This window comes from Woeseia sp. D3-10, assembly GCF_055809415.1.
In genome coordinates this window covers 1,193,882-1,220,877 of record NZ_JBVVTW010000007.1, presented here as the reverse complement: position 1 = coordinate 1,220,877, position 26,996 = coordinate 1,193,882, and the positions used below count along the sequence as shown (strand labels likewise).

The 26,996-nt window shown below is 58.3% G+C and carries 20 protein-coding genes and 1 pseudogene; 13 read left to right on the top strand and 8 right to left on the bottom strand.

The window, feature by feature from the left end; all coding sequences use genetic code 11:
- Positions 1 to 17: 17 nt before the first annotated feature.
- Positions 18 to 1,619 carry a bifunctional metallophosphatase/5'-nucleotidase gene (locus tag AC0L8N_RS06245; protein WP_473666708.1) on the top strand — a complete coding sequence of 534 codons (1,602 nt, stop codon included), beginning with the start codon at positions 18 to 20 and terminating at the stop codon, positions 1,617 to 1,619.
- 70 nt (positions 1,620 to 1,689) lie between these two features.
- Here AC0L8N_RS06245 and AC0L8N_RS06240 read toward each other — a convergent pair whose 3' ends face one another.
- The 4 genes from AC0L8N_RS06240 to AC0L8N_RS06225 all read right to left on the bottom strand — a co-directional run bounded on the left by AC0L8N_RS06240 (position 1,690) and on the right by AC0L8N_RS06225 (position 9,329).
- On the bottom strand, positions 1,690 to 4,932 hold the full coding sequence (locus AC0L8N_RS06240) for a TonB-dependent receptor (RefSeq protein WP_473666707.1): 3,243 nt from the start codon (positions 4,930 to 4,932) through the stop codon (positions 1,690 to 1,692).
- Positions 4,933 to 5,202: 270 nt separating this feature from the next.
- A complete protein-coding gene (locus AC0L8N_RS06235; RefSeq protein WP_473666706.1) occupies positions 5,203 to 6,282 on the bottom strand; it encodes an endonuclease/exonuclease/phosphatase family protein in 1,080 nt (359 codons plus the stop codon).
- A gap of 335 nt (positions 6,283 to 6,617) precedes the next feature.
- Positions 6,618 to 8,837 carry a TonB-dependent receptor gene (locus AC0L8N_RS06230; RefSeq protein ID WP_473666705.1) on the bottom strand — a complete coding sequence of 740 codons (2,220 nt, stop codon included), beginning with the start codon at positions 8,835 to 8,837 and terminating at the stop codon, positions 6,618 to 6,620.
- A 108-nt stretch (positions 8,838 to 8,945) separates the two neighbouring features.
- Positions 8,946 to 9,329 (bottom strand): cupin domain-containing protein, encoded by a 384-nt coding sequence (locus AC0L8N_RS06225; RefSeq protein WP_473666704.1) that lies wholly within the window; start codon positions 9,327 to 9,329, stop codon positions 8,946 to 8,948.
- Between the two features lie 222 nt (positions 9,330 to 9,551).
- On the opposite strand from AC0L8N_RS06225, the gene deoD reads away from it, so the two are divergent.
- From deoD to AC0L8N_RS06205, 4 genes and pseudogenes are all read left to right on the top strand, one after another.
- Positions 9,552 to 10,274, top strand: a complete 723-nt coding sequence (deoD, locus tag AC0L8N_RS06220; protein ID WP_473666703.1) for a purine-nucleoside phosphorylase — start codon at positions 9,552 to 9,554, stop codon at positions 10,272 to 10,274.
- 11 nt (positions 10,275 to 10,285) lie between these two features.
- A complete protein-coding gene (gene deoC / locus AC0L8N_RS06215; RefSeq protein WP_473670061.1) occupies positions 10,286 to 11,197 on the top strand; it encodes a deoxyribose-phosphate aldolase in 912 nt (303 codons plus the stop codon).
- 12 nt (positions 11,198 to 11,209) lie between these two features.
- Positions 11,210 to 12,682 carry an aldehyde dehydrogenase family protein gene (locus AC0L8N_RS06210; protein ID WP_473666702.1) on the top strand — a complete coding sequence of 491 codons (1,473 nt, stop codon included), beginning with the start codon at positions 11,210 to 11,212 and terminating at the stop codon, positions 12,680 to 12,682.
- A 1-nt stretch (position 12,683) separates the two neighbouring features.
- Positions 12,684 to 13,555, top strand: a pseudogene (locus AC0L8N_RS06205) (aldehyde dehydrogenase family protein).
- A 12-nt stretch (positions 13,556 to 13,567) separates the two neighbouring features.
- On the opposite strand, the gene AC0L8N_RS06200 reads toward AC0L8N_RS06205, so the two are convergent.
- The 4 genes from AC0L8N_RS06200 to AC0L8N_RS06185 all read right to left on the bottom strand — a co-directional run bounded on the left by AC0L8N_RS06200 (position 13,568) and on the right by AC0L8N_RS06185 (position 17,958).
- The gene (locus AC0L8N_RS06200) at positions 13,568 to 14,398 is read right to left on the bottom strand and encodes an MBL fold metallo-hydrolase (protein WP_473666701.1); all 831 of its coding nucleotides are present in this window, start codon (positions 14,396 to 14,398) and stop codon (positions 13,568 to 13,570) included.
- A gap of 14 nt (positions 14,399 to 14,412) precedes the next feature.
- The gene (locus AC0L8N_RS06195; RefSeq protein WP_473666700.1) at positions 14,413 to 15,384 is read right to left on the bottom strand and encodes an adenosine kinase; all 972 of its coding nucleotides are present in this window, start codon (positions 15,382 to 15,384) and stop codon (positions 14,413 to 14,415) included.
- A 317-nt stretch (positions 15,385 to 15,701) separates the two neighbouring features.
- Complete coding sequence (locus AC0L8N_RS06190) at positions 15,702 to 17,372, bottom strand: GMC family oxidoreductase (RefSeq protein WP_473666699.1); 1,671 nt, start codon at positions 17,370 to 17,372, stop codon at positions 15,702 to 15,704.
- Complete coding sequence (locus AC0L8N_RS06185; protein ID WP_473666698.1) at positions 17,362 to 17,958, bottom strand: gluconate 2-dehydrogenase subunit 3 family protein; 597 nt, start codon at positions 17,956 to 17,958, stop codon at positions 17,362 to 17,364. The genes AC0L8N_RS06190 and AC0L8N_RS06185 overlap by 11 nt, the downstream gene beginning before the upstream one ends.
- 165 nt (positions 17,959 to 18,123) lie before the next feature.
- On the opposite strand from AC0L8N_RS06185, the gene uraH reads away from it, so the two are divergent.
- From uraH to alc, 8 genes are read left to right on the top strand one after another with little or no spacing between them, the layout of a single operon-like run.
- On the top strand, positions 18,124 to 18,471 hold the full coding sequence (uraH, locus tag AC0L8N_RS06180) for a hydroxyisourate hydrolase (RefSeq protein WP_473666697.1): 348 nt from the start codon (positions 18,124 to 18,126) through the stop codon (positions 18,469 to 18,471).
- Positions 18,472 to 18,484: 13 nt separating this feature from the next.
- Positions 18,485 to 20,014: a xanthine dehydrogenase small subunit gene (gene xdhA, locus AC0L8N_RS06175; RefSeq protein WP_473666696.1), complete on the top strand. Its 1,530-nt coding sequence runs from the start codon at positions 18,485 to 18,487 to the stop codon at positions 20,012 to 20,014.
- Positions 19,992 to 22,322, top strand: coding sequence for a xanthine dehydrogenase molybdopterin binding subunit (gene xdhB / locus AC0L8N_RS06170; RefSeq protein ID WP_473666695.1), 2,331 nt, complete (start codon positions 19,992 to 19,994; stop codon positions 22,320 to 22,322). The genes xdhA and xdhB overlap by 23 nt, the downstream gene beginning before the upstream one ends.
- Positions 22,319 to 23,383, top strand: coding sequence for a xanthine dehydrogenase accessory protein XdhC (gene xdhC, locus AC0L8N_RS06165; protein ID WP_473666694.1), 1,065 nt, complete (start codon positions 22,319 to 22,321; stop codon positions 23,381 to 23,383). The genes xdhB and xdhC overlap by 4 nt, the downstream gene beginning before the upstream one ends.
- Positions 23,384 to 24,577 (top strand): urate hydroxylase PuuD, encoded by a 1,194-nt coding sequence (locus AC0L8N_RS06160; RefSeq protein WP_473666693.1) that lies wholly within the window; start codon positions 23,384 to 23,386, stop codon positions 24,575 to 24,577.
- Complete coding sequence (puuE, locus tag AC0L8N_RS06155; protein WP_473666692.1) at positions 24,570 to 25,493, top strand: allantoinase PuuE; 924 nt, start codon at positions 24,570 to 24,572, stop codon at positions 25,491 to 25,493. The genes AC0L8N_RS06160 and puuE overlap by 8 nt, the downstream gene beginning before the upstream one ends.
- A complete protein-coding gene (uraD, locus tag AC0L8N_RS06150; protein WP_473666691.1) occupies positions 25,490 to 25,999 on the top strand; it encodes a 2-oxo-4-hydroxy-4-carboxy-5-ureidoimidazoline decarboxylase in 510 nt (169 codons plus the stop codon). Before puuE ends, uraD begins: the two co-directional genes overlap by 4 nt.
- Positions 25,996 to 26,994, top strand: coding sequence for an allantoicase (gene alc / locus AC0L8N_RS06145; RefSeq protein ID WP_473666690.1), 999 nt, complete (start codon positions 25,996 to 25,998; stop codon positions 26,992 to 26,994). Before uraD ends, alc begins: the two co-directional genes overlap by 4 nt.
- The last annotated feature ends 2 nt before the right edge of the window (positions 26,995 to 26,996 follow it).

Sequence of the window (26,996 nt, the reverse complement as noted above, 5' to 3'; positions counted from 1 at the left end):
ATCTGACAGGAGCTGAGATGAGAAAATTAGCCGTATTTCTATTGATGGCCATGACGATTTTGTCGGCCTGTGCCGTGTCCAAAACGAGCAATGACTCGTCAGAGCACATAACGTTTCTGCATCTGAACGACACCTACCGGATTGATGCGGTAGAAGACGGTTATCGTGGTGGCTTCGGCCGGGTTGTGACGCTTATTCGCCAGTTGCGCGATGAAGGACGTGATGTGCGACTGCTGCACGGCGGCGATTTTATCTACCCCTCGCTCGAGAGTCAGTTGTGGGATGGGGAGCAAATGATAGAGGCGATGAATTTCATGCACGATCTTGCGCCGATGTACGTCGTGCCGGGAAATCATGAATTCGACAACCGAAGTGCGGACGTGCTGAAGGCAGCGGTACGGCAGTCGCGCTTCGACTGGATAGGCGACAATCTGCGCTTCGAAACCGGCGATCAGGTGGTCGATGAGCGCTTGCGCCAGTCCTACGTAGTCGAGATGAGCGGTATACGGGTCGGGTTTCTCTCGCTGACGGTGCACGCAGAGCACGGCGGCAACGAACGGGATTATGTGCCGGTGGATATCGACTACCTTGCTCAGGCCGAACGCACGCTGGGCGCGCTGGAACAGCAGGACGTTGACATCATCATCGGGCTAACGCACCTGAACCTTGAGCAGGATCGCGATATTGCGGCGCTGCGGGCCAGGCATCCCAAGCTGCAGATCATCGCCGGCGGACATGAACACGAAGCTGAGTTTGAGCAGGGTAGTCCGGATCGCGCGACCATCATAAAAGGCGCATCAAACGCGCGCACTATTTGGCGGGTGGACGTTAGTCGCAATGCGAACCAGGGCATTGACGTTGTAACTCGTGAAATTGCTGTTGATGACAGCATTGCGAGCGACCTTGAGTACCAGCCCATCGCGGACAAATGGCGCAAAGAGTTATTGGCATTGATCCCTTACCTTGAAGCCAAGATCGGCGTGGCGGCGGTGCCGCTGGATGCCCGCGAGACGGCGGTACGCAATGAAGAAAGTAACTGGGGCTCTTTCATTGCCGATCAGATGCGGCCTGCTTTCGGTGAGCCACATGCCGATCTGGCGTTCCTCAACGGCGGTACCTTGCGTATTGATGACTACATCATTGGCGACATTACATTCGAGGATGTAGGTCGTACGTTCGGCTTTTCGTCTTTTCTTCGCCACATGACGATGACGGGTGCGGATTTTCGTGCGTTGATGGAAGCAGGCTATCGCGGTGCTGGTCCCAGCAAGGGTTACTTCCCGCAAGTATCCGGCTACCGAATTTGCGCTGACCGGCGCCGTCCGGAAGGTGAGCGTGTGGTCTCGTTGCAGGTACCCGTCGACAATGGCTGGCAGGAGATTGATCCAGACCAAGAGTACACACTGGTGGCTCCTGACTACCTGTATAACGGCGGCGACGGCTACGATTTTTCAGCCGCCAGTAATGTATCGCTAGCCGCCTCGGAACTGAAGTACCTGGTTGTCGACGGGATAGTCCGCGCGCAGGCGGAGGGCAGGGCGATAGGCTCGGAGCCCGATCCGAAGCAGCCGCGTATCGTGATTCTCAATGACGAGCGCAGCGCATGCTGGCTGCATTGAGTAACACTTAAATCGCGACGCAAAAAAAAGGGCGGCCAATGGCCGCCCTTTCTCGTCTTGCACCCGCTCTTTAGTTGAAGTCTATCTCGATACCGAAACGGATTTCATACAGCGAACGACTCTCCAACACATCTTCGATCGTGCGATCGTTGAAAGTGTTGAAAATATACTGGCCGGTGCCAGCATCGACGTCCGAATTGATGATCTGCACTGAGAAGAACTGGGCGTCATTAACCCGACCCCACTCGTCATTCAGCAGATTGCCGACATTGTAGACCTTGGCGAATATGCGGCCACGCGTGTTACCGAAGCTCGGGAATTCCTGGTCAACCTTGAAGTCGAACCGGGTGGTCCACTTGGCATGCTGCGCATTTCGATCCTGCAGACCTGAGCTCAAACCTTTGTCGTTGACCCAGGCAAAAAATGCCGCCTGATCGAAGCCAGCATCAAACTGGACGTTCGGGTCCGTCGGGCCTGTTGGTACGTACAGCAAGTGGCGGCCGAAGAAGCCGTCGCCTTCCAGGCCGCTGCCACCCATGACGTAACTTTGCGGCTGGCCTTCGCTGGCAAACGCGAACATTGTGAAGCGCGTGGTGTTGTCGCCAAAGAACTCGTTCGCGTAGCTGGCACGGAACGTCAGGCGATGTGGAACCACGTAGTTCGAAGTGCCCGCGATCGGGTTATTGATGTCGTTGGTTGCCAGATTCTCGAAGTTGGAGACGGCGACCGATGACGTCATCGGGTTGACGTCTTCCGCGTCGGTGTAGGCGTAGCCCAACATCATGTCCAGACCCCAATCGAAGTTCTTACGCAGCGAGAACGAGTACACGTCGGATGAGCCATCAGCCGTGGAGTTCGTCAGCATCAGGTTGTCCTGACCGTTGGTGAAGTCGTAAATAGGCTGACCAGTTATGGTCTGGCCAACGACTTCCTGAGACAGGTCAACGTAGATGGCTGAGTTTTTCTGCACTGTGTGCAGGTAGTCGGCATCCAGAACCATGTCAAACCATGGCAGGTCGTACGTAGCACCGATTGCAACTTTCCATTCGCGGGGCTGATCGTAGTTCGGGTCGATCAGCACGAGGCCACGGTTTACGGCATTGGCCGGCGTGACAGCCGCGACCTGGTCAAACAGTGCCTGCGGCACGTCGTAACCCGGACGGGCTCCGGTCAATGGGATGGTGCCATCCAGTACGGAGTTGGCCGCATCGAAGTTGCTCAGGCTCAGCTGCACGTTGGTCAGGCCGTCATTCGACCAGGCGTTGGACAGCCAGACGTTCGGGTTGCCGCCAGAGTACAGGCCAACACCACCGCGAATGCTCAGGTCGTCACGTGCACCCCAGGTGAAACCAAGGCGCGGCATGATCAGGCTGAGGCCGTCGATATTACCGTCGTTACGTACGCCGTTGGCGTCAGTAAAGGCCTGGTTGAAGTTCGGGCGGTCGCTGCTTTCGAACCAGTCATAACGAACACCGGCGACGACGGTCAGGTCGAATTCATCAAAGAAGAATTCATCCTGCAGGTACAGGCTGTTTGTTGTATTGCTGAACAGAGCCGCTGCGTCAGCCGGGTCGTTGGTGCCACCACCACTGCCATAGTAAATACGGCTTGGGCGGCCCAGTTCGAAACGATCAATGCCTGAAATTGAACAAGCGGCGTCATCAAATCGACCTTGCGCTGTCAACGCATCACACGCCGCCGGGTTGTTGGCGAAACCGCTGTCGTCGAAGAAGTCCCATTCACCACCGCGTGAATGCTGCACGAACTGGTTGAAGATCGTCAGTTCTTCACGCTCGTAACCGCCGGTAATGACGTGGTCACCCAGCAGGAACTGGCCGCTGATCTTGAAGAAATCGGAATCGGTGTTGAGCGCGTTCGCCTGGCGGGAATCGTCCGCGCCGAGATACACGGTTTCGTTGCCGATTGATATCTGGAAGTCGCCGAAGTCCTGCGGACCGACGGTAACCTGCGAGTCATTCATCTCATTCTGGCTGAAGAACACTTCGGTTGAGAAAGCGTCCGTCCATTGAGAGAACAGCTTGACAGTGGTTGTCTTGGATTCGGCGCCCTTGGTGTAAAAGTGGTTCGCGAACTCGAACTCGCTGCTGTCGCCGTCGGAATCACGATCCTGGAAGCCATCAAAATAGTTGTAGATCACGGCCAGGTTGTGACTGTCGTTGATGTTCCAGTCGAGACGTACCATGTATTTCTCGGCTTCCTGAACGCCGTCACCTGGCATGCCGCCCGGATCATAGCCGTACACCGTATTCGCGATATCGGAGATTCGGTTGAAGTCGTCTTCACTCAGCCAGTCGCGAACTTCACCAACGCCGGAGCCGGCGAAACCGCGGGCCAGAAAGCGTGGGTCTTCTGATTCTTCATAAGCGGCAAATACAAACAGACGATCTTTCAGGATCGGGCCGCCCACTGAGAAGCCAATTTTGGTCTGATCGAAGGCCGGCGTGCTGAGGTCACGGTCGACGCCGTCGACGACGACTGTATCGCCGCGCAGGCTGTCACTGGTGTACTCGTAGAAGACGTTGCCTTGCCACTCGTTGGTGCCGGATTTGGTAACGGCATTGATGTTACAAGCCGAGAAACCGCCGTAGGTGACGTCGAACGGTGCCAGTTCCACAGCGACCTGCTCGATTGCATCAAACGGGAATGGCATGCCAACAGCAGTAGAGTAGCCATTGGTATTCAGGCCGAAACGGTCGTTCTGGCTGATGCCGTCCAGCGTGACGCTGTTAAAGCGTGGGTGCTTGCCGCCACAGTTGATTTCGAAACCGTCGTCCTGGTTGTCCAGGTTAAGACGCGGGTCGATGCTGTAGACGTCGACGATATCGCGGTTGAAGTTAACCGAGGTTTCAATGTCGTAGCTGGTAAAGGTTGCGGCTGGGCCGGCGGCGACATCGACGCCTTGCACGGCTTGGCCTGTTACAACGATTTCTTCGACAGCGCCACCACTCGGCAAGTCAACCGCGAGGTTGTAGATGTCACCCAGAGAAATGCTGGCAACTTCTATGCTGCGCACGCCGTTAACCGTAACGAGGTACGGTCCACCAACGGGCAAGTTGCTGGCGAAGAAAGTGCCGCTGCTGTTTGATTCGTAGTTGTAGACAACATCGGTACGCATATTGCGCACGACGACTGACGCGCCAGCGACCGGCGTACCGGCGGCGTCGCGTACCTTGCCGCGAATGGAGGAAGTGGTTTCCTGCGCATTCACGGTAAGAGGCATTGCAACAGCAAGCAGCAATAATCCGGCTGCCAGCCGTCCTGCAAAGCCGAAGAGCCTGAACGTATTCTTCATTTTGGATCCCTGAGAGTGAAAGGAGCGCGATTTTGCGATTGCAGTGTTACAACCGGATGTCATTTAGGTCGCTAAAAGCGAATCGCTCGATCATTGAAAAGTGCGGGCAGTTGGAACCCGGCACGTGATTTTGTTGTAAATCTAACGCAGCCTATCGGGAGGCGCAATAAGTGCCCGGCGCTGTCGCTGTGAGGCATTCTGTGGCCGGCATACGTATCGCTCGCGCCGAACCTTGACAGCACTGGATCAAAGCATTGCAAGACACTGTTTTTACCTTGGTTCTACAGTCATTTGCAGCGGCCAGTGGTCGGAAACGCCGGGTCCGCCGGTCGGATCAAACCGGGCTGGCGTGCCATTATCATGGCGTTGACCGCGGGCCCTGTTGGCAAGTCTGACAGAATTCGCGCGAATGCCCCATGTTGCGTTTTTGCCACGATCGGCGGGCGACCAGAGCAGCATGTCCAGGAAGGACCAGGTATCGTCGCGCGCATAGTACGCGCTGCCGCGGCAGTCGTCACCGCAGCCAAGGTCGTGGGCGACCTGCCAGTGGGGGCGGGCATAACGATCCAGCATTTTTTCCTGCGCGTCCTCCGTCGACGTCGTGTTGAAATCCCCGGCGGCGAATGCTGCGCGATTGTCCGGTAACCCGGCGCGTAGTGCATTCAACGTGTTGTAGGCCGAGATGCGCATGCCGGTTGGGTGAAACGGCGCCGGGAAATGCACGGCGAACCCGGTAAGTACCGAACCGTCCGGGAGTTGAAAATCAGCCTGCAGAATGCCGCGCGTATCGGCTACCCGCGATGCAAATTCAGCATCAAAAGCAATGGGGTGCAATTGCGGTTCGGTGGTCAACGGCAGTCGGCTCAGAAAGGCGACGTCGATACCGCGCAGGTCGTCGCCTTCAATCAGTATGGCAGGCAGGTACCCGGCATCGTCCAGGTACTCGGTACGCAGGCGCTCAAGTATGCGGATGTTCTCGATCTCCTGCAGGGCGAGGATGTCCGGACCGCGGCCGTTGTCGACCTGCAGAATTGCAGCCGCGACAGAGGCGAGCTTGCGCTCGACCAGTTCGTCGCTCCAGTCCCAGTACAGGCACTGTTCGCGCCAGCGATCGACTTCGATCGTGGCGCAGCCCCGCCGGTGTGCGTCGTTTTGCTTTGCGGCCAGCGGCAGATAAGTGGCGTCGTCTTTGCCTGGGTCGTCGCTGTTGTCGAACAGATTCTCGACATTGAAGGTCATGATGGTAACGGCTGGCGTGGACGCCGATGACGTGCGTTGCGTTACTGATTGGCACGCGCCCAGCATTGTCGTTATCGCGAGGCAGCATAGTAGTCGGTACGCAGCGTTCATGGTCAGCTCCACGGCAAAGCAAGGTTGCGATAGTCTACGCAAATAGTGCGGCGGAGATAGTGGTTGTGCGAGTTTTCCGGTGCGGACCGCATGATCGGTCGTTGTGTGACAGCGCGCAGGCAGCCGCGACTGCGCAGCGCATGTCGCTGCAATACTGGCGCCGACGAGTGCCGATCACTCGAAGCACGGTGGAATAGCGTCCGCTCATGATGAGGATCGTGACTCGCCATGAATGCAGACGTTGCTGATCAGAGCGCAACGGTTGCTGCTGGCATGGCAGCAAAAGAGCAAAAAAAAGCCCGGCGATTGCCGGGCTTCAATAACTGCGAGAAAAATTACTCCCCGAAGTTCATTCGGAAGTTCAGGCCGAAGATACGAGGCTCGTTGACGTAGCCAGCGTTGTTGTTGAAGTCGATGCCGCCCTTCAGGTTTTCTTCGTCCGTGATGTTGCGGGCGAACGCGGCAACTTCCCATTGGCCATTGTTCGCGATATAGCCGGCACGTAACCCTGCCTCGAAGATGTCGCCGGAACGGAATTCGGCGGACTCGTAGAGGAAAAAGTTTGCGTCGCCCTGATGGGCGTAATCGGCGTACCAGTAGAGTTCGTCATCATCGCCGACCGGCGTGCTGTAGCGGGCCGTAATGTTGAACTGGTACTCCGGTGCCTGCGGAAAACGATTGCCGTCAAGAATGGCAAAGCCGTTGCCGTCCAGCGGGTCCAGTACAGTGCACTGAGCACAGACGGCGGTGACGAGGTTGGCATCGTCGATTTTGGTGTCGTTGTAACTTGCACCAATGGTCATGACGAAGCTGTCACTCAGGACAAACTCGGCGTCGATGTCCGTACCGATGCCAACGCCTTTGTCTGCATTGACGAGTACGTTGGAATTTGTGTTGCCACCGATAGCTGACAGTTGTTGATCGTCAATCGTGTAGTAGTACACGGCGCCGTTGATACGGACACGGTCGTTAACTTCTGACTTGAAGCCGACTTCGGTCGAGATAATCGTTTCGGAATCGGCAACCGAGTACGGGTTCGCATCGAAGAACGCAATGTTGCGTCCCTGAATTGACGGTGCGCGGAAGCCGTTGGCAACGCGGGCATAGACGCTGACGCTGTCGTTCATCGCGTGCATCAGGCTGATGTCCCAGCTCACCTGCTCATCGCCGACTTTGACCAGTGGCTGCGGGTTGGGTGTTGAGCCGGTGGTCATTTCTTTCTCGTCGTCGGTGTAACGAATGCCGGCGGTCAGCGTTGTGCTGTCCGACAGATCCCACGCAACCTGACCGAACACGGCCCATGCCTCGTTCTTGTGTCTTACTTCCGTTGCCGGAACGAAGAACGGTTCGGTGTTTACCGTGAAATCCGATTTGAAGTAGAAGAACCCGGTCTGCCAGAAAACGTTGTCGCGGGCGTTGGATGCCAGACGGAATTCCTGGGTGATTTGTTCCAGATCATCCAGTCCGTCACGGGTTTGCGAGGGGAACGGAATGAAGCCGGGGCCGCTGACCATGTTGCCGCCATCGATGTCGCCGTAACTGCTGTTCTCCACTTCTTCGTGCGAGGTGATCGAGGTCAGGACCATGTCATTGCCAAAGTCCCAGTCGACTTTCAGGCCAAAGCCAAGGGCGTCGGCGTCCTGTGGGTTATTGTCACCCTCGTCGAAGTACACCACGTCGCGCACGAAGTTCTCGTTCAGACTGTTGTCACCGGGGCCAATGATATTGGCCTGAAAAATTGACGCTGTGGCGTTGCTCAACCTGCGGCCATGCACGTTCAACAGCGCACTCAGATTGTCGCTGGGTTCGTACAGCAGTTGTGCGCGCCACGCCGTTTCGTCGTAGCCGCCCATGACATCGCTTTCGCCGGTAAAGCCGTTGCTGATCCAGTCGTCGCGATTCTGATTGATAACTGAAAACCGGCCCATGAGCTTGTTCGACTCGGTCAGACTGCCGCCCACCGCGCCTTCGATGTTGGCAGTGCCCAGACTGCCGATCGTCGCGTTGACGTAGCCATTCAGTTCGCTCGTTGGCTTGCGGGTATCGAACTTGACGATACCCGCCGGGGTATTGCGGCCGAACAGTGTGCCTTGCGGCCCACGCAGAACTTCGACCCGCTCGATATCAAACAGCGGGAAGCTCTTCAGGATTACATTCTCCTGCACCACCTCGTCCATGATGATCGAAACCGATTGTGATGCTGCGAGATCGAAATCGGTATTGCCAAGGCCGCGCATGTAGAAGCGGGGCGCGAGACGGCCGTTCGATGACTCGGCGTACAGGCTGGGGACGCGGTTGGCGAGGGCGCGGATGTCTTCGCCGGCCTCAACCAGTGTCTGGAACCGGTCGCCGCGTAACGCGGACACCGAAAACGGCACATCCTGCAAATTCTCTTCACGTCGCTGTGCGGTTACCGTGATTTCTTCGAGAATGCTCCGGTCTGCGCGTTCCTGCGCGACGACGGGGCTCAGGCCCGCCGTTCCGGCCAGCAGAACAAGTGCTGCAGCGCTGCCCGCGAGCGATCGGCGAGCAATTGTTGGGTTCATACCACGCATTGTTTATCTCCCTGAAAAGATCGCGGAAGTATAGCCTTCCTGATCCGTAATTTGGCCATATTTTTGCGCATTTGCGGCTGACGGGCCCGGCAGTTCGCTTGTGGTTATTTACCCACGACTGGGTTTCTCGGCCTCCAGCGGCCGGTAGTGCTTGGGCTCGAAGCGCGGCAGGCAAATGCACTGAAATACGAGGTCGGCACGGCCATTGTTGTGGATTCTCTGTGCGACACCCCGGTCGATAGCGACGGTGTCGCCGGGCCCGACAGCAAACGGGGCGCTGTCGCCAATTTCCATCCGGCCGGTTCCCTGCTCGATGAAATACCACTCGTCAACGGCCAGACTGTGCCGTTCAGTGGTTACGCCGGGCTCAACGCGGCAGCGTGCGAGTGACAGACGGGGTTCGTCAGCAACGTTAAGCAGCTCGGTGATGTAACAGCGCTCGCGGGTGAGGAATTCGCTGCTGGCGTTGGCGGGGAGCAGTGGGTTTGTCATTGAATCCTCTCGTTGAGCGGCTGATCAGCCCTATGGTAATGCGAATCGCCGCGGGCTTCCCATGCCTGCAGCGGCGGCGTAAGGTTGCCGGTCGCGTGGCGGGCCGCGGTCGGTCGTGGGCACGGCGGTGCTATGATTTGCCTCCGGCGCCGCCGAATCCGGCTGGCACCGGCCAATCTTTGACAGAACGCGCTTTGCGGCGCGGCAAGCAGGCGAGTAGCAATGGCAACTAAACACATGAATGCGGCTCCTGGTGACTTTGCGCCATCGGTATTGATGCCGGGCGACCCACTACGCGCGCAGTACATCGCCGAAAAATGGCTGGACGAACCACGCCGCGTCACGGATGTGCGCAACATGTGGGGCTACACCGGCAGTTATCGCGGCACGCCGGTATCGGTCATGGCGCATGGCATGGGTATACCGTCGGCCTCTATATATTGCACTGAGCTCGTTACCGAGTATGGCGTGAAGCGCCTGATCCGCGTCGGCAGCTGCGGCACGACCCACCCAGACGTCAAGCTGCGCGATGTGCTGATCGCGATGGGTGCGTCTACTGATTCGAATGTAAACCGGATGCGCTTCGGTGGCTTTGATTTCGCACCCCTGGCAACGTTTTCGCTGGTCGCCAATGCCGTTCGTGCCGCCGAAGATAATAAAGTGCGTTATCACGTAGGCAATATTTTTTCGGCCGATCTCTTCTACACGCCGCAGCCTGAAATGTTCGAAACGATGGCGAAGTACAACGTGCTCGGTGTGGAGATGGAAGCGGCCGGAATTTACCCAATTGCTGCCGAACATGGCGTCGAGGCACTGGCGATCTGCACGGTGAGTGATGACATCGTCAGCGGAGAAGCGTTGTCCTCTGACGAGCGCCAGAACACCTTTGACGAGATGATCACGGTGGCCCTGGAAACGGTGCGCATGAGTGGAGATCCTCGGTGAGTGTTGCCACTATGCCGGCGCTGGTACCGTTGCCTGACCTGAGTCAGGTGACGCGAGTGGATGAAGTTGGAGTCAACGAACGCGTCGCTCGCTTCCAGACCCGCTCGATCAAGACGGAGTCCAAGAACGCGGCGTTGAAAATGATCCTCAGCATGATCGATCTGACCACGCTCGAGGGTCAGGATACGCCGGGCAAAGTCCGTCAGTTGTGCCAGAAGGCCATGCATTTGCACGACCAGTTGCCGGGTTTGCCCTACGTGGCGGCTATTTGTGTTTACCCGACGATGGTAGGCATCGCCAAAAAAGCACTGGGTGACAGCGGCATTAACGTGGCATCGGTTGCGACGGCGTTCCCCAGTGGCATGGCACCGCGGCACATTAAGATTGATGAAACCAAGATTGCCGTAGCCGAGGGCGCCGACGAAATCGACATGGTGATTTCGCGCGGTGCATTCCTGCAAGGCGACTACCGGTTTGTATTTGATGAGATCGCAGCCGTAAAAGAAGCCTGCGGCGAAGCGCACCTTAAAGTTATCCTCGAGACCGGCGAGTTGAGTACGCTGGATAACGTGCGTCGTGCGAGTGTGCTGGCCATGCATGCGGGCGCCGATTTCATAAAGACTTCAACCGGTAAAATTCAGCCCGCTGCGACGTTGCCGGTCACGTTCGTCATGTTGCAGGCGATTCGCGACTTTCATCGTGAGACCGGCCGCATGGTGGGCATGAAACCAGCGGGTGGAATTTCGAATTCAAAACTTGCCATCCATTATCTGGTCATGCTGCGTGAAACGCTGGGCAATGCCTGGATGACGCCGGAGTGGTTTCGTTTCGGTGCCAGTTCACTGGCGAACGACGTATTGATGCAGCTGCAGAAACAGGCGACCGGCGTTTACCAGTCGGCCGATTACTTCTCTAAAGACTGAGTGGGCCAAAGAGTGGACACACAAGCAAACAAACTCGCATTCGACGGTGGCTGGGAGTACGCGCCGGCCCCGGAAAGCACGGATCACGTGAAGATCGACAAGCAATACGAGCTGTTCATCGGCGGTAAGTTTGTCGCGCCGGCGAAAGGCGGCTACTTCAATACCGTTAACCCGGCAACCGAGAAAAAACTCAGTCGCGTGGCGCTGGCAACCGCTGTCGACGTGAACAAGGCCGTGGCAGCCGCACGGAAAGCGTTTAATGGTCCGTGGTCGAAGATGAAGGCGGCCGAGCGCGGCAAGTACATCTACCGGATCGCCCGCATACTGCAGGAGCGTGCACGCGAGTTTTCAGTTATTGAATCGCTGGACGGCGGCAAACCTATCCGGGAATCACGTGACATCGATATTCCGTTGGCGGCGGCGCACTTTTTCTATTACGCGGGCTGGGCGGACAAACTCGAGTACGCGTATCCCGGTCGCACGGCAAGACCGTTGGGTGTGGCGGGCCAGGTCATACCCTGGAATTTCCCGTTGCTCATGGCCGCCTGGAAGATTGCACCGGCACTGGCCTGCGGCAATACCGTCGTGCTCAAGCCGGCGGAAACCACGCCGTTGACCGCATTGAAACTGGCTGAAGTGATTCGCGAGGCCGGTCTGCCGGACGGCGTTGTGAATATTGTCACTGGCGCCGGAGATACCGGCGCTGCCATCGTCAATCACGATGATGTCGACAAAGTAGCCTTCACCGGTTCAACCGGCGTGGGTCGGGCGATCATGAAGTCGATCGCTGGCAGCGGCAAGAAATACACGCTGGAACTCGGCGGCAAAGCTGCCAATATCATTTTCGCTGATGCGGCGCTCGATCAGGCGGTGGAAGGTATCGTCAATGGCATCTTCTTCAATCAGGGCCACGTGTGCTGTGCGGGTTCGCGCCTGCTGGTGCAGGAATCCGTGGCCGACGATGTTGTGGAACGACTGCGTGACCGCATGGAAACGCTCATCGTCGGTGATCCGCTGGACAAAAACACCGACATCGGCGCGATCAACTCGAAGCAACAGCTTGGCCGAATCGAGTCCTACCTGAAACTGGGTGTTGCCGAAGGCGCAGAAATGCACCAAAGCTCCTGCGCGGTGCCGGCCAAAGGTTACTGGTGCCGACCAACGATATTTACCGGCGTGTCACAATCCAATCGGGTGGTTCAGGAAGAAATTTTCGGGCCGGTGCTGGCAATACAGACATTCCGCACGCTGGAGGAAGGCCTGAGCAAAGCCAACAATACGCAGTACGGTCTATCCGGCGGTATCTGGACCGACAAAGGTTCCAAGATTTTCAAGATGACGCAGAGCGTACGTGCTGGTGTGATCTGGGCGAACACGTTTAACAAGTTTGATCCGACGTCCCCCTTCGGTGGCTACAAGGAATCGGGTGTAGGTCGCGAAGGCGGTTTGCACGGTCTTGGCGCTTACCTGAATCTGGAGTCCTGAGATGGCAACACAAGCAGCACGCATCCCGGTCGCCAAGACCTACAAGATCTACATCGGTGGCAAGTTTCCGCGTACCGAGTCGGGGCGTTTCTACGATCTGCAGAATGCCAGGGCGAGGTTATTGCCAATATCTGCCGTTCCAGTCGTAAGGACTTTCGCAACGCCGTAGTGGCCGCGCGCGCCGCGCAGCCCGGCTGGGCGTCGGCGAGTGCCTACCTGCGTGGCCAGATTCTGTATCGCATTGCCGAAATGCTGGAAGGTCGTCGGGAGCAGTTCATCGCCGAGATGACGGCACAGGGTGTCAGCAAAAAAGCGGCGACTGATGAGGTCGATGCGTCTGTTGACCGGCTTATTTACTACGCAGGCTGGGCCGACAAATACCAGCAGATTTTTTCCGCGGTCAATCCGGTTGCTTCAGCGCACTTCAATTTTTCCGTTCTGGAACCGACTGGCGTGGTGTCGATACTGGCGCCCGAGAACAGTGGACTGCTGGGTCTTGTTTCGAACATTGCCCCGACGATCGTGGGCGGCAATAGCTGCGTCGTGCTGGCGTCGGAAACGTTGCCGTTGAATGCCGTTAGTTTTGCCGAGGTGCTGCACGCGTCCGACGTACCCGGTGGTGTTGTAAACCTGCTGACCGGTTACCGAAGTGAACTTGCCGGGCAGTTCGCCTCGCACATGGACGTGAACGCCGTAATCTACTGCGATGCGGATGACGACACGGCGGCCGAGATTCAGGTAAAGGCCGCTGACAACATCAAACGGGTTATCGCGCGGGACGGCATCAACTGGAGCAAGGCGGCTGCGGCTAGTCCGTATCTCGTTGCCGACGTGCAGGAAACCAAGACGACCTGGCACCCGATCGGCAGCTAGCCATCAGCCTGGCTAGTGCGCGTGCTTGATCACCCGCGTTTCACCGGGAGTCGTAAATAAATCGGCATCCTGTAATGCAGGGTCCCGTTTATCAGCTTGTGCCGGCACGCTGACCGGCACGTGCACGCCTACCGCATGGCCGGCCCGAATTCTCGTGGTCAGAACGTCTTTGCCACTGTTTGAAAGAAAGAACCAGTAGGGCGGAAACGCCATGTCCGGGTATCGCTCACGCCAGTACTCAGCATCATTCGCGAAGTGGGCGTCACGGGTATCGGCGTCACCAAGGTGTAGCACGGTAGGGCCGTCATCCAAGGTTACTCGCCAGGCGATGTTTTCAACGTCCGTTCGCCGGTCCGGCCATCCTGAATGCGGGATACGCACTGCCTCGATCGTGAGGCCCGGTCTTGTGTACCTGACGGGCGCATCGCGGTACGCAAGATTGACGGTTGTGATGCGCGAATTCAGAGACTCGTTGGGGTCGAACTCGCGCATCGCCGCCACCGCCTGGCGCGGCGCGAACAGCAATATCTGCGGCTGTTTACGCATCAACGTGACCATCTCATCAGGTGCGAAGTGATCGTCATGGTAGTGGCTGATGAACACCGCATCGATGCCGTCCCAGGGCGCGCTGCCGTCAATCAGGGCAGCGCGCATGTCATCGGGGACCAGACGGTAATGGCCGTAGTCCTCGCGGAACAAGGGGTCAAACAATATCTTGGTGTCACCGTGCGCAACCATGAGCCCTTCGTTCGCAAGGTAATGTGCAACGGCATCGTCATCGTGAGCGTGCGCGGATGTCAGCAGAGCCAGCGCAATGAATAGTACGGTTAGCTTGTTGCGCACGGTGAATCCTCCATCTAGTCGAGTGCGTTTAGTGCGTCCTTGTCTATGCGGGCACCGATTTGCTGGATGACCTGGGTCGCACAGAACGTGCCGGCCCGGGCGCATTTGTCCAACGACATGCCATTGGTGTAGGCGTACAAAAAGCCAGCGGTGAAGGAATCGCCTGCGCCGGTAGAATCGACAACCTTGTCTACCGGTATAGCATCCTGCCGGATCTGCTTTTCGCCTTTGACAAGTACGGAGCCTTTGGCAGACCGGGTAATGACGAACAACGGTGGCAGTTGTGCGGCCAGCGGGGGAACCTCATCGAAGGTCTTAACCTGCAGCAATGCCATCATTTCGTCTTCATCAGCAAATACCAGATCAGCATTGTCGCGGACGAATTTGGCAAATTCTTTCTGATGGCGTTCGACGCACAGGGAGTCGGACAGAGAAAGCGCGACTTTACCGCCCGCCTTGCGCACCAGTTCGACAGCTGCGGCGGCCAGCGCGGGACCTTCAGCGATATCCCAGACATAGCCTTCCAGCAGGGTGATGGCGGGTTCGCCGATCGTCTCCGCAGTGATGTCGGCTACGGCCAGTTCCGTACAGGCACCCAGGTAGGTCTGCATTGTGCGCTGACCGTCCGGCGTGATCAGTACGTGGCTGCGAGCGGTCGCTGCACCGTCAGTTGCTGGTGGCAGTCTTACGTCAACGCCAATGGACTGCATGTCGTGCCTGAAAATATCGCCGAGCTGATCGTTTTTGACCTTCCCGATGTAGGCGGCGCGCCCACCGAGGCTGGCGAAACCAGCGACCGTGTTGGCGACAGAACCACCGGACATCTCCGTTGCCGGACCCATCATTTCGTAAATCTCGTGGGCACGGGCTTCATCGATCAGCATCATCGAGCCAGGCGGTGCGTCGACTTTGCTTAGAAAGTCGGCTTCTACATTGGCAAGGATATCGACGATGGCGTTGGAAATTCCGAGGAGTTTGACAGTCATGTGGTGCAGGTTCCGGGCAAAAAAGGGGCATAGCGTACCACCGTCGGTGGATTATTCAGCTGAAAATGCGAGGTCGCAGATCAACAACTACAGCGGCCGGTGCCGGGCGGAAGTTGGCTTTGCTGCACAGAATGTTATTGCGTCGGACTCGTGCAATCCAAGCCAAGCCTGCAATCATTTGGTTATTACACCAGGAGCCGTGCCGTAGGCCGAATGGCGCGCAACCTGTTTGAGCGTACATTGGCCAAACGGCTGTTCGCGGCCTGGCCGCCGTTTGGCCGTCGCATCGCCTGTCTCCGCAGGCAACACGCCCGATGCTATATGGCGTTGGCTCTTGCCGCGGCGGCGATGTGCTCAGCGGCGCGAAAGGCCAATGCCATGATGGTCATGGTTGGCTGACCGCGACCAGAGGTTACAAAGCTCGAGCCGTCGCAGATAAACAGGTTCTTAACGTCGTGGCTGCGATGGTGTTTGTCGACCACTGACGTGTCAGCGTCGTCACCCATCCGGCAGGTGCCGAGCAAGTGGGCGCCGCTGGATTGTGCTTCAACGGGGAACGACCACGATTGCTCCGCGCCTGCTGCATCCATCAGTTCCAGTGACTTTTTCCGAAAGAATTCGGAGATTGCCAAATCATCGTCGTGGTCTCTGTACGTCAGGCGCAAGGCCGCGCGACCCCACTGATCTTTGTAGGTCGGGTCCAGACTGATGTTGTTGCGATCCAGTGCGAGCGACGTCGTATTCCCCAGTATCGTCATTTGCCGCGTGTAGTTGTGCGCCAGCGCTTCCTTGTATTCGCGGCCCCACGAGCGCACGTTCGGCGGCGCCCCGGCCATGGCGAACATGATCGGTGTCGCGGAAAACAGCGGTCGTGCATCAATACCACCCCCGCCGTAAAAGCCGCGTTGCGGGTCCGACTCGTAGTAGTCGTGAACGATGCGCGTGACCTGAATGCTCTTGTAGTCGTTCAGCTGCTCTGCAAACACGCCATTGACCAGCGAGTGACCATTGAACATCAGGTTGCGACCGACGAAGCCGCTGGAGTTGGCAAGGCCGTCGGGGTGTTGTGCGCTGGCCGAATCGAGCAGCAGCCGTGGCGTCTCGGCGCCGTTTGCCGACAGGATAACCGCCTTCGCTTTTTGCGCCCGTTGCTTGCCGTCAGCGTCGAAGTAAAGCACTTCCTCGACCTTGCCAGCCTCGTTCGTTTCAAGCCGGTAAACCGTGCTGAGCGGCCGTATCTCGCATTTTCCCGTGGCCAGTGCCTGCGGAATGACAGTGGCCAGCGTGGATGATTTGGCGCCGACCTCGCAGCCGAAGCCCATGCAGAAACCGCAATGGATACACGGTGCGCGCCCGTTGTGTGGTTTCGACAATATCGCCACGGGCGCGGGCTGCGGGTGCAGACCGAGCTTCAATGCGCCGCGTTCGAGCAAAGCGCCGGAAGACTTGATGGGCATCGGTGGCGTTGGGTACGGCCTGGAGCGCGGTGCATCGAAAGGGCCGGGCGTGCCTGAAACGCCGATCTCCCAGTCCACCCGTGTGTAATAGGGTTCCAGTTCGTCGTAACTGATGGGCCAGTCGGCAAAGTTGGTACCGCTGATCGCACCCAGCTTGCTGCGTTCCTTGAAATCGATTTCGCGAAAACGCCAGTAGTTGCCGGTGAAGTGAACGCTGCTGCCGCCGACTGTCTTCGCGTACTCTGCCGGCTGGCGAAACGGCTGCGGTTCTGCCACGTCGCTTTCGTCGTGGCGGAAGGTCTGACCTGCACGTGACGCGTCGCCACCCAACAGTTCGCCGTTGAAAGCGACACCGATTTCATCGTGGGTAAAATCCGCGGCGGTACGGAACGGGCCCTGCTCCAATACCACGACATCGAAACCCTTGCTGGATAATTCGCGGGCGAGTATGCCGCCTGCGGAACCCGAGCCGACAATAACGAAGTCGACGGCCTGCTCGTTGCGGTACTTCGTTTGGGATTCATTCGCCATTTTTCTGCCCCTCCCGGTAGGCCGCGTCGTAGTAACCGAAGGGTGGCTGATGGCCGTGCTGCATTGGATCGAGCCCCAGCAATTTCCAGCCGACGTGATCGCGATTGCCGCCATAACTGGTCATGCCGAACATGCCCATCAAGGTCAGAACACGAACGTAGCCGAAGAAAGGTGTGTCTTCGTGATTGGCTAAATAGACTTCCTGATCCGATTCGTCGAGGTCAGAGTAGCGCTCCGCTCCAGCGTAGCTGTCAGCGATCGGCCGCTGGAAGTCAGCGAGGCCGCTCTGCAGGAACTCGAGTTGCGGGGCGGCGAAATCACCAAGTGCCTTGTCAATGAACCAGACGACGCCCGCTTCTCTTGCCCCGGGTGTGTCGGTTGTCGGCAGGATGCTGGCGCTAATGGCTTCAAGTTCGCGCGCTTCATCGGCACGGAGTATGTCGAAGGCCGCACCTTCGTCGCGTGCTGAGCAAGCCGCCTGGGCCAGAGCAGCGAGACCTGGAATCCCTGCTCGTAAAGCAGCCGAGCCTGTAAGTGAACCCGTGCCCTGCAAGAAAAGGCGTCGTGACACCGTGTTGCCGTCCATATTCTCCCCCGATTAATAGACTGGCTAGCTTGCGTGACGCTATCACAGTAGTGCGTTTCCCGGTTAGTTCTGAGTCTGCTGACTACCGACCTGAACCGAGATCACCTAGTATGGTCTGCAATAGAAGCGACACGAAGTGCAGACTATGACGGTTGCGGACACCTGATGGGCAAACTGACCACGCACGTGCTGGACACGGCAGAAGGCCGACCGGGGCAGGGCATTGAGGTGACCCTGTGGCGGCTAGGTACGGAGCGAACGCTGGTAGCGCGTACGACCACCAATAAAGACGGCCGTACCGATGCGCCGTTGCTCGACGAGGCGGTCTGGCAGGCGGGACGCTATGAACTGGAGTTTGCCGTTGCCGAATATTTCGCGCGCAGTACGCTGCCGCAATCCGATCCGCCTTTTCTTGAGGACGTAATAATCCGTTTCGCGCTGGCCGAAGACTCGCACTACCATGTGCCGTTGCTGGTATCGCCGTGGAGTTACTCGACTTACCGTGGAAGTTGAGTCGCATGCTGACATGAGTAATCAACTCACCCATAAGATTCGTTTTGTACTGGATGGCGCTGTCGTCGAGTTGCACGATGTTGATCCAACCCGGACTGTGCTGCAGTACCTGCGCGAGGATCTGCATCGGACGGGCAGCAAAGAGGGTTGTGCCGAGGGTGACTGCGGTGCCTGTACCGTAGTGCTTGCGGAGGTTGGTAAAGGCCAGCGTCTGCACGCGCGTGCCATCAATGCCTGCATACAATTCTTGCCAACCCTTGACGGAAAGGAATTGCTAACGGTTGAAAGTCTGCGCCGTAGTGATGGCCGTTTGCACCCGGTGCAGCAAGCCATGGTTGACTGCCACGGTTCGCAGTGTGGTTTCTGTACGCCGGGTTTCGTCATGTCCTTGTTCGCGCTGTACAAGAATGCGCAGTCGCCGAACCGTGTGGCCATCGACAATGCGCTGGCGGGAAATTTGTGCCGATGCACCGGTTATCGGCCTATCGTGGATGCTGCCAGAGCGATGTATGGGCGAGCGCCCGAACGCGACGATGACTGGTTGTTAGCGGCTTGCAATACGGGACCGGCGAGCGCGGACGAGCAGCGGCGGGTCGAACTGCTGCAATCCATTCAGCATGACGACACGGTCGCTCTTGAGTACGGTGCGAAACGGTATTTCGCACCACGCTCCAGCGCCGAGCTGGCGACCTTGCTGCAGGACTGGCCGGATGCGCGGTTGCTGGCGGGCGGTACCGACGTTGGTCTGTGGGTCACCAAGCAGCACCGTGAACTCGATACGTTGATTTACACTGGCCGGGTTGCAGAGCTGTGCGGGCAGCGTGTAGCAGCTGGAGCCATTCACATTGGCGCCGCCGTGACGCTGACCGATGTGATGCCACTGCTTCTGCACCATTTTCCAACACTGAGTGAGCTGTTGTTGCGCTTTGCTTCGCCACCGATACGGAATGCCGGTACGCTGGGCGGCAACGTGGCGAACGGTTCTCCTATCGGCGACTCGATGCCGGCACTGCTCGTCGCTGATGCCCGTTTACGACTGCGCAGTGCGAGTGGCGCTCGGGACTTGCCGTTGGCCGAGTTTTACCTCGACTACCAGAAGAACGCGCTGCAATCCGGCGAGTTCGTCGAGCAAATAATCGTTCCGTTGCCTACGGCCAGCGACGAATTGCGAACGTACAAAATTTCCAAGCGCTTTGACCAGGACATTTCCGCTGTTTGTGGCGCGTACCGGTTACGTTTTGATGACGATGGCCGGATCGCGGAAGCGCGGGTTGCGTATGGCGGTCTCGCTGCGACACCGCGGCGGGCAAGTCGTTGCGAGAAGGTGTTGCAGGGCGCACTGCCAAGCGCTGCTCTGACCCACGAGGCACAACGTGCATTGCTCGAAGATTTCGCGCCGATCAGCGACATGCGTGCGAGCAACCAGTACCGCCGGCAGGTTGCGGGAAATCTTCTGCAACGACTCTTCATGGATATTTCCGCAGCGCAGAACGGCGCGGACTTCACCGGGATTTACGAGTATGGACGCGCACGCGAAGCCTGAAGCTGGCGAGTCCGTTGCCGGCGCGGCCGGCAGCGCGATCCCGCACGACAGCAGTCATTTGCACGTCAGCGGTGAGGCGACGTACACCGATGACATTGCTGAGCCGCGCGGTGTACTGCATCTGGCGGTGGGTATGAGCACGCGGCCGCACGCACGCATCGTTGACATGAACTTCGATGCCGTTCGCCGTGCGCCCGGCGTGGTCGAGGTCATCACGGCGGACGATATCCCCGGTGACAACAATTGTGGTCCGGTTGTCGCAGACGACCCGATACTGGCGCCGGGTTTGGTGCAGTACGTGGGTCAGGCGGTATTTGCAGTTGCTGCGCAGACCGTCGATCAGGCTCGCAAGGCTGTAGCCCTGGCTAGAATCGAATATGAGGATCTCGAAGCGGTACTCGATATTCCGACTGCCGTCGCCAGCGGATCCTTTGTGCTGCCCTCGGAAACTCTGGAGCGCGGTGACACAAGCGCTGCACTCGAAAAAGCGACCCACCGCTTGCGTGGTGAGATTGAGCTGGGCGGGCAGGATCAGTTTTACCTGGAGGGGCAGATTGCACTGGCCTTGCCGCGTGAAGATGGTGACATGTTCGTCTACAGCTCAACCCAACACCCGGGTGAAGTACAGCACCTTGTCGCGCACTCATTGGGCCGTCACTCCAAAGACGTTGTGGTTGAGTGCCGACGTATGGGCGGTGCGTTTGGCGGCAAGGAAAGTCAGGCGGCGCTGATAGCGTGTATCGCGGGACTAATGGCGGACCGTACCAAGAAGCCGTGCAAGCTTCGCCTCGATCGTGATGTCGATATGGTCATGACCGGCAAGCGACACGACTTCATCATTCACTACGATGTTGGTTTCGATGACAACGGCCGTATCGAGGGTATCGATTTCATGTTCGCATCGCGGTGCGGCATGTCGGCTGATTTATCCGGTGCGATCAATGACCGCACCATGTTCCATTGCGACAACGCCTATTACCTGCCAAACGTAAAAATTCTCTCCCACCGCTGCAAAACCCACACGGTTTCCAACACCGCGTTTCGTGGTTTCGGTGGCCCGCAAGGCATGTTCGGTATCGAGTATGCCATCGACGATATTGCGCGCTACCTGCGCAAAGATCCGCTCGACGTTCGACGTGCCAATTACTACGGTGTGGACGAGCGCAACGTTACGCCGTACCAGCAAGTGGTTGACGACAACATCCTCGAAGAGATCACGGAAAAGCTTGTGCGTACATCAGACTACGCACAGCGCCGTGCCGAGGTTCGTGAATTCAATGCCGTAAACCCGTTACTGAAACGCGGCCTGGCATTTACGCCGGTTAAATTCGGTATTTCTTTTACGGCAACGCATCTGAATCAGGCTGGTGCGCTGTTGCACGTGTACACAGACGGTACCGTGCACCTGAACCACGGCGGCACGGAAATGGGCCAGGGCCTTTTTACCAAGGTCGCCCAGGTGGTTGCGAACGAGCTGCAGATTGACATTGATCGCATCAAGATCACCGCATCCGATACCAGCAAAGTGCCCAATGCCTCGGCAACGGCGGCATCGAGTGGCACGGATCTGAACGGCAAGGCGGCGCAGGCGGCTGCTCAGACTATCAAGGCCCGCCTGACCCGCTTTGCGGCGGAGCACTTTCGGGTAGCGGAAACCGCGGTGGTCTTCCGTAACAACGTTGTGCAGGCGGGTAGCGCTACAGTCAGCTTTGCGGAGCTGGCAAAACTGGCGTGGTTCGCGCGCGTTTCCCTGTCGTCCACCGGCTTCTACAGCACGCCGAAGATCAACTACGACCGCAGCACGTTCAGTGGTCGCCCGTTCTTTTACTTTGCCTACGGCGCAGCTGTGTCTGAGGTCATCATTGATACCTTGACCGGTGAATACCGCACGCTGCGAGTCGATATCCTGCACGACTGCGGTCGTTCGCTGAACCCGGCAATCGATATGGGCCAGATTGAAGGCGGTTTCATTCAGGGTGTCGGCTGGCTGACGAGTGAAGAGTTGTGGTGGAACGCGCAGGGCGAGCTAAAGACGCATGCTCCTTCAACGTACAAGATTCCGGTTTGCTCTGATGTGCCGGAGGATTTTCGCGTCGAAATACTGGAGTCGGGACTGAACCGCGAAGATACGGTTTTTCGTTCCAAGGCCGTTGGTGAGCCGCCGTTGATGCTTGGTTTGTCGGTCTTCTACGCGTTGCGCGACGCAATTGCGGCGGTCGGGCCGGACGGTTGTCAGCCGGTATTACGCGCGCCAGCTACACCAGAATCGGTGCTTGCTGCTGTTAGTGCCGTGCGGGAATCGCAGTGACCCGTTGGCTGCGCGCAGCGCACGAGCTGTTGCAAACGCAAACGCCGGCCGTGCGGGTAACGGTAGCGGGTATTCGTGGCTCCGCACCTCGCGAAGTGGGTGCCAGCATGCTGGTCACTGCCAATGACCTCTGCGGCAGTATCGGTGGCGGCCAACTCGAGTTCCAGTGCGCTCAGATCGCGAGCCGCTACTTGCGTGGCGACGACAGCCGGTCCGGTGGTCTGCGCCGGTTCCCGCTGGGCAGTAACTGTGGACAGTGTTGTGGCGGTGTTGTTGACGTCTTGTTCCAGCGTCTCGATGCCATCGCTTGTATCGACGATTTGTTTGCGCACTGGCGGGATCGTGACAACAGCGTCTTGATGACGCAGCTCGATGTCGACGGTCAGCCGCACAACCGGCTGCTGGCCGGCGACGGGCGAGCGACGGACGGAGATAAGGTTGACGCGACCGTGGTCGCGGCCATCGCTGACACAACTGTTGCGCTACGCCTCGGCAAACCGGGTCGGGATGCGCCGTTTGTTCTGCTCGAACCGTTGCAGGCGAACTCGTTTGAGATTGCTCTGTTCGGCGCCGGCCATGTTGGCAGTGCGCTGATTCCGTTGCTATCGGGTTTGGATGCTACGGTGCGCTGGATCGACAGCCGTCGCGATGTGTTTCCCGCACGCGTGCCGCACAATGTGCAGGTCCTGGAGACGGCCAACCCTGCGCGCGAAGTAGCCGCTTTGGCGACGGGCTCCTACTGCCTGGTGATGACGCACAGTCATGCGCTGGACTTCGAGATAACAGCGGCCATACTCCGCCGCGGTGAGTTCGCATACTGCGGTCTGATTGGTTCCTTATCCAAGCGGCGCCGGTTTGAAAGCCGCCTGCGACAGGCGGGCCTGAGCGACCTGGAGCTGCAGCGGCTCACGTGCCCAATCGGCATCAGTGGCAAGAAGCCGCAGGAAATCGCCATCGCGGTGGCAGCGGACTTGTTGCGGCGCCGCGAACGCCGGCAAGCGGCACTCACGAATAATACGGCTGGCGTTCACACGTTGCGGCCCCGACACAAGAACAACTAGATGGAAGCTTACATAGTCGATTGGCTCAACCTGCTGGGACGCTGGGTGCACCTGATTACCGGCGTGGCCTGGATCGGTTCGTCGTTCTATTTCATCTGGCTCGATAATCATTTGACGCCGCCGGCCGCGGCGGCGGATGACGCAAAAGGCGTTGGCGGAGAACTCTGGGCGGTGCACGGCGGTGGTTTCTATCACGCGCAGAAGTACCGGGTCGCCCCGGCGACGATCCCTCCCACATTGCACTGGTTTAAATGGGAGGCGTACAGCACCTGGTTTTCCGGCATGTTCCTGCTGGCCTTGATCTACTGGTATGGCGCCAGCATCTACCTGATCGATCCGACGGTCGCTGATCTGTCACCGCTCGCGGCGGTGGGCATCGGCGTGGCCGTTCTGCTGTTCGGCTGGAAAATCTACGATGGCTTGTGTCGCTCACCGCTGGGCAAGAACGAGCTCGCGCTGAGTGCGGTGCTGTTTGCACTGGTTGCCTTGCTCGCGTGGGGTCTGTGCCAGTTGTTCAGTGGTCGCGGCGCGTATATTCATTACGGCGCCGTGCTCGGCTCGATCATGGTCGCGAACGTCTACTACGTGATTATTCCCGGGCAGCGACGCATGGTTGCTGCTGCGGAAGAGGGCAGGCTTCCTGACCCTGCTGACGGTGTACGAGCGAAGCAGCGTTCTGTACACAACACCTACTTTACGTTGCCCGTGTTATTCGTAATGACCAGCAACCATTTCGCGATGACATTCAATCACGAATACAACTGGCTGATCCTCATTGCGATTTCGCTGGCCGGCGCACTGATTCGCGTCTGGTTCGTCGCAAGACACAAAGGTCGTGCCACGCCGTTACCGCTGGTCGCTGCCGTCGCATTGCTGTTGGCGGTTGCTGTTGCAATAGCGCCAAGCGCCAGTACGGCGGTTGAGAAAAGCGTGACGCTTGCCGAGCTTCGCCCGGTTATCGAGGAGCGCTGCACGGTTTGTCACGCGGCGGCGCCAACGCATCCTGCGTTTCCAGCGGCACCTGCCGGCGTGTTGTTGGAAACCGATGAGCAAATCCTGGCTGAACGCGAACGCATTTATCAGCAAACGGTAGTTACCCGGGTCATGCCGATCGGTAACCTGACCGCTATGAGCGATGACGAACGTTTGCAGGTCGAAGCCTGGTACCGGAGCGCAGTAAACCACGATGACTGATCACTACCCCCGCGATTTGTGCGGCTATGCCGATTCGCCGCCGGATGCCGACTGGCCGCAAGGTGCGCGCCTCGCGTTACAGTTTGTTATCAACTACGAAGAAGGCGCCGAGAATTGCGTGCTGCATGGCGACAAAGCATCCGAGTCTTTCTTGTCCGAAATCGTGGGTGCGGCGGCGATCGAGGGTATGCGTCACCTGAACATGGAATCGATGTATGAGTACGGTGCGCGCGCCGGATTCTGGCGATTGCATCGCTTGTTCACAGAACGAAATCTGCCGGTGACCGTGTTCGGTGTCGCGATGGCGCTGGCGCGCAACCCGCACGTTGTCGATGCCATGTGGGCGGCGAATTGGGAAGTGGCGAGTCACGGATACCGCTGGGTCGATTATCAACACGTCGATGTCGACACGGAGCGGGCGCACCTGCAGCAAGCGATAAAAATTCACCAAAGCGTTACGGGCGAGCGGCCGACCGGCTGGTACCTTGGTCGCTGCAGTCCGAACAGTCACCGACTGGTGGCGGAAGAAGGCGGTTTTCTCTACAACGCCGATAGTTATGCCGATGACCTGCCGTACTGGGACTACCAGTTCGGGACGCCGCAGTTAATGGTGCCTTACACGCTGGATGCCAACGACATGCGCTTCGCAACAACCCAGGGTTTTAATTCTGGTCAGCAATTCTTCGAATACCTGAAAGACAGTTTCGACATCCTCTACGCAGAAGGTGCTGACAAGCCGAAGATGATGTCAGTGGGCCTGCATTGTCGACTCGCGGGTCGACCCGGACGTACCGCGGCGCTGGTACGTTTTCTTGATTACGTTGCGGAGCATGCCGATGTCTGGGTTTGCCGGCGTATTGATATCGCCGAACACTGGCGAGCCAAACACCCGCCTGCCAACGGTCGGCGCTCATGAAGGATGCGGGGAGAGCGGCGTTCATCACACGCTATGGCGGTATTTACGAGCACTCGAGCTGGGTTGCTGAACGGGCCTGGGATTTGCTCGACGCAACAAGCAACGACGCAGATATAACCACGACCCTGGCCTACTGCGTCGACGTTGCGAGTGACGCTGAGAAACTGCGACTCATTCGGGCGCATCCGGATCTTGCCGGACGAGCGGCGGTACGCGGTGAACTGACGGAAGAGTCAACGGGCGAGCAGGCGAGCGCAGGTATCGATCAGTGCACCGCAGAAGAGTTTGCGCGTTTTCAGGAACTGAACGACAGCTACAAGGACAAGTTCGGGTTTCCGTTCGTTATGGCGGTGCGCGGTAGCAACCGGCACGCTATTCTTGCCGCGTTCGAGGAGCGACTGCAGAACGATATGCAGGCAGAATTCGCGCGAGCAATCAGTGAGATACACAAGATCGCGCGCCTGCGTCTGGCTGCGCAGCGTTGCCAAAAGGAAGCAGAGGCTTGAGCAAGAACCCGTTTCACCAGTGGTTGCCACTGGAGCACCCGCGATTGGGCACGCGAGTGGTCTATGCCAATGATGAGTTTTTTGCCGCCAAGGAACGGTTGATAGAGCCCGCGCCGCCGGTCTTCATCCCGGAAAAGTACGACGACCACGGCAAGTGGATGGACGGCTGGGAGTCGCGTCGCAAGCGCGGCCCGGGCCACGATTTCTGCATCATCAAACTGGGCATACCCGGCGTCATTCGCGGCGTGGATATCGACACCAGTCACTTCACCGGCAACTATCCGCCGGCCGCATCGATTGACGCCTGTGTCGCGACTGACGATGTGCCGAATGACAATGCCGGGTGGGTTTCGCTGCTGCCACAAACGCCGCTGCAGGGTGACTCACATCACTGGCAGGCGATCGACGACGACAATTCCTACACCCACCTGCGCCTCAATATTTTTCCGGACGGTGGCATTGCCCGACTGCGTATTTTTGGTGAGGTGAGACCCGACTGGACGCAAGTGGCCGACGATGAAGTGTTTGATCTGCTGGCGGTTGAGCGCGGCGGTCGGGCGCTTGCAGCCAGTGACGAGCATTTCGGTTCCATGCATAACCTCAACGTGGCGGGTCGCGGCATTAACATGGGCGATGGCTGGGAGACCGCTCGCCGCCGCGGTCCTGGCAACGACTGGTGTGTGCTGGCGCTGGGTCACACGGGCATCATCGAGCGGGTTGAAGTCGATACCGCGCACTTCAAAGGCAACTACCCTGATCGCGTGCTGTTGCAAGCGGCCAATGTGGACGATGCCAGTGTCAATTTGGTTGATCTCCCTGAGGTCAGCAATTCCTGGCCCAGCCTGTTGGCTGAAAGCAAGCTCGAGGCTGATCGACAGCATTTCTTTGAGTCCGAACTGGCAGACATAGGCCCTGTCAGTCACGTACGAATGTCCATCTTTCCGGACGGCGGTGTAAGTCGCCTGCGGGTTTACGGACGCATTGCCAGGAGCTGAAG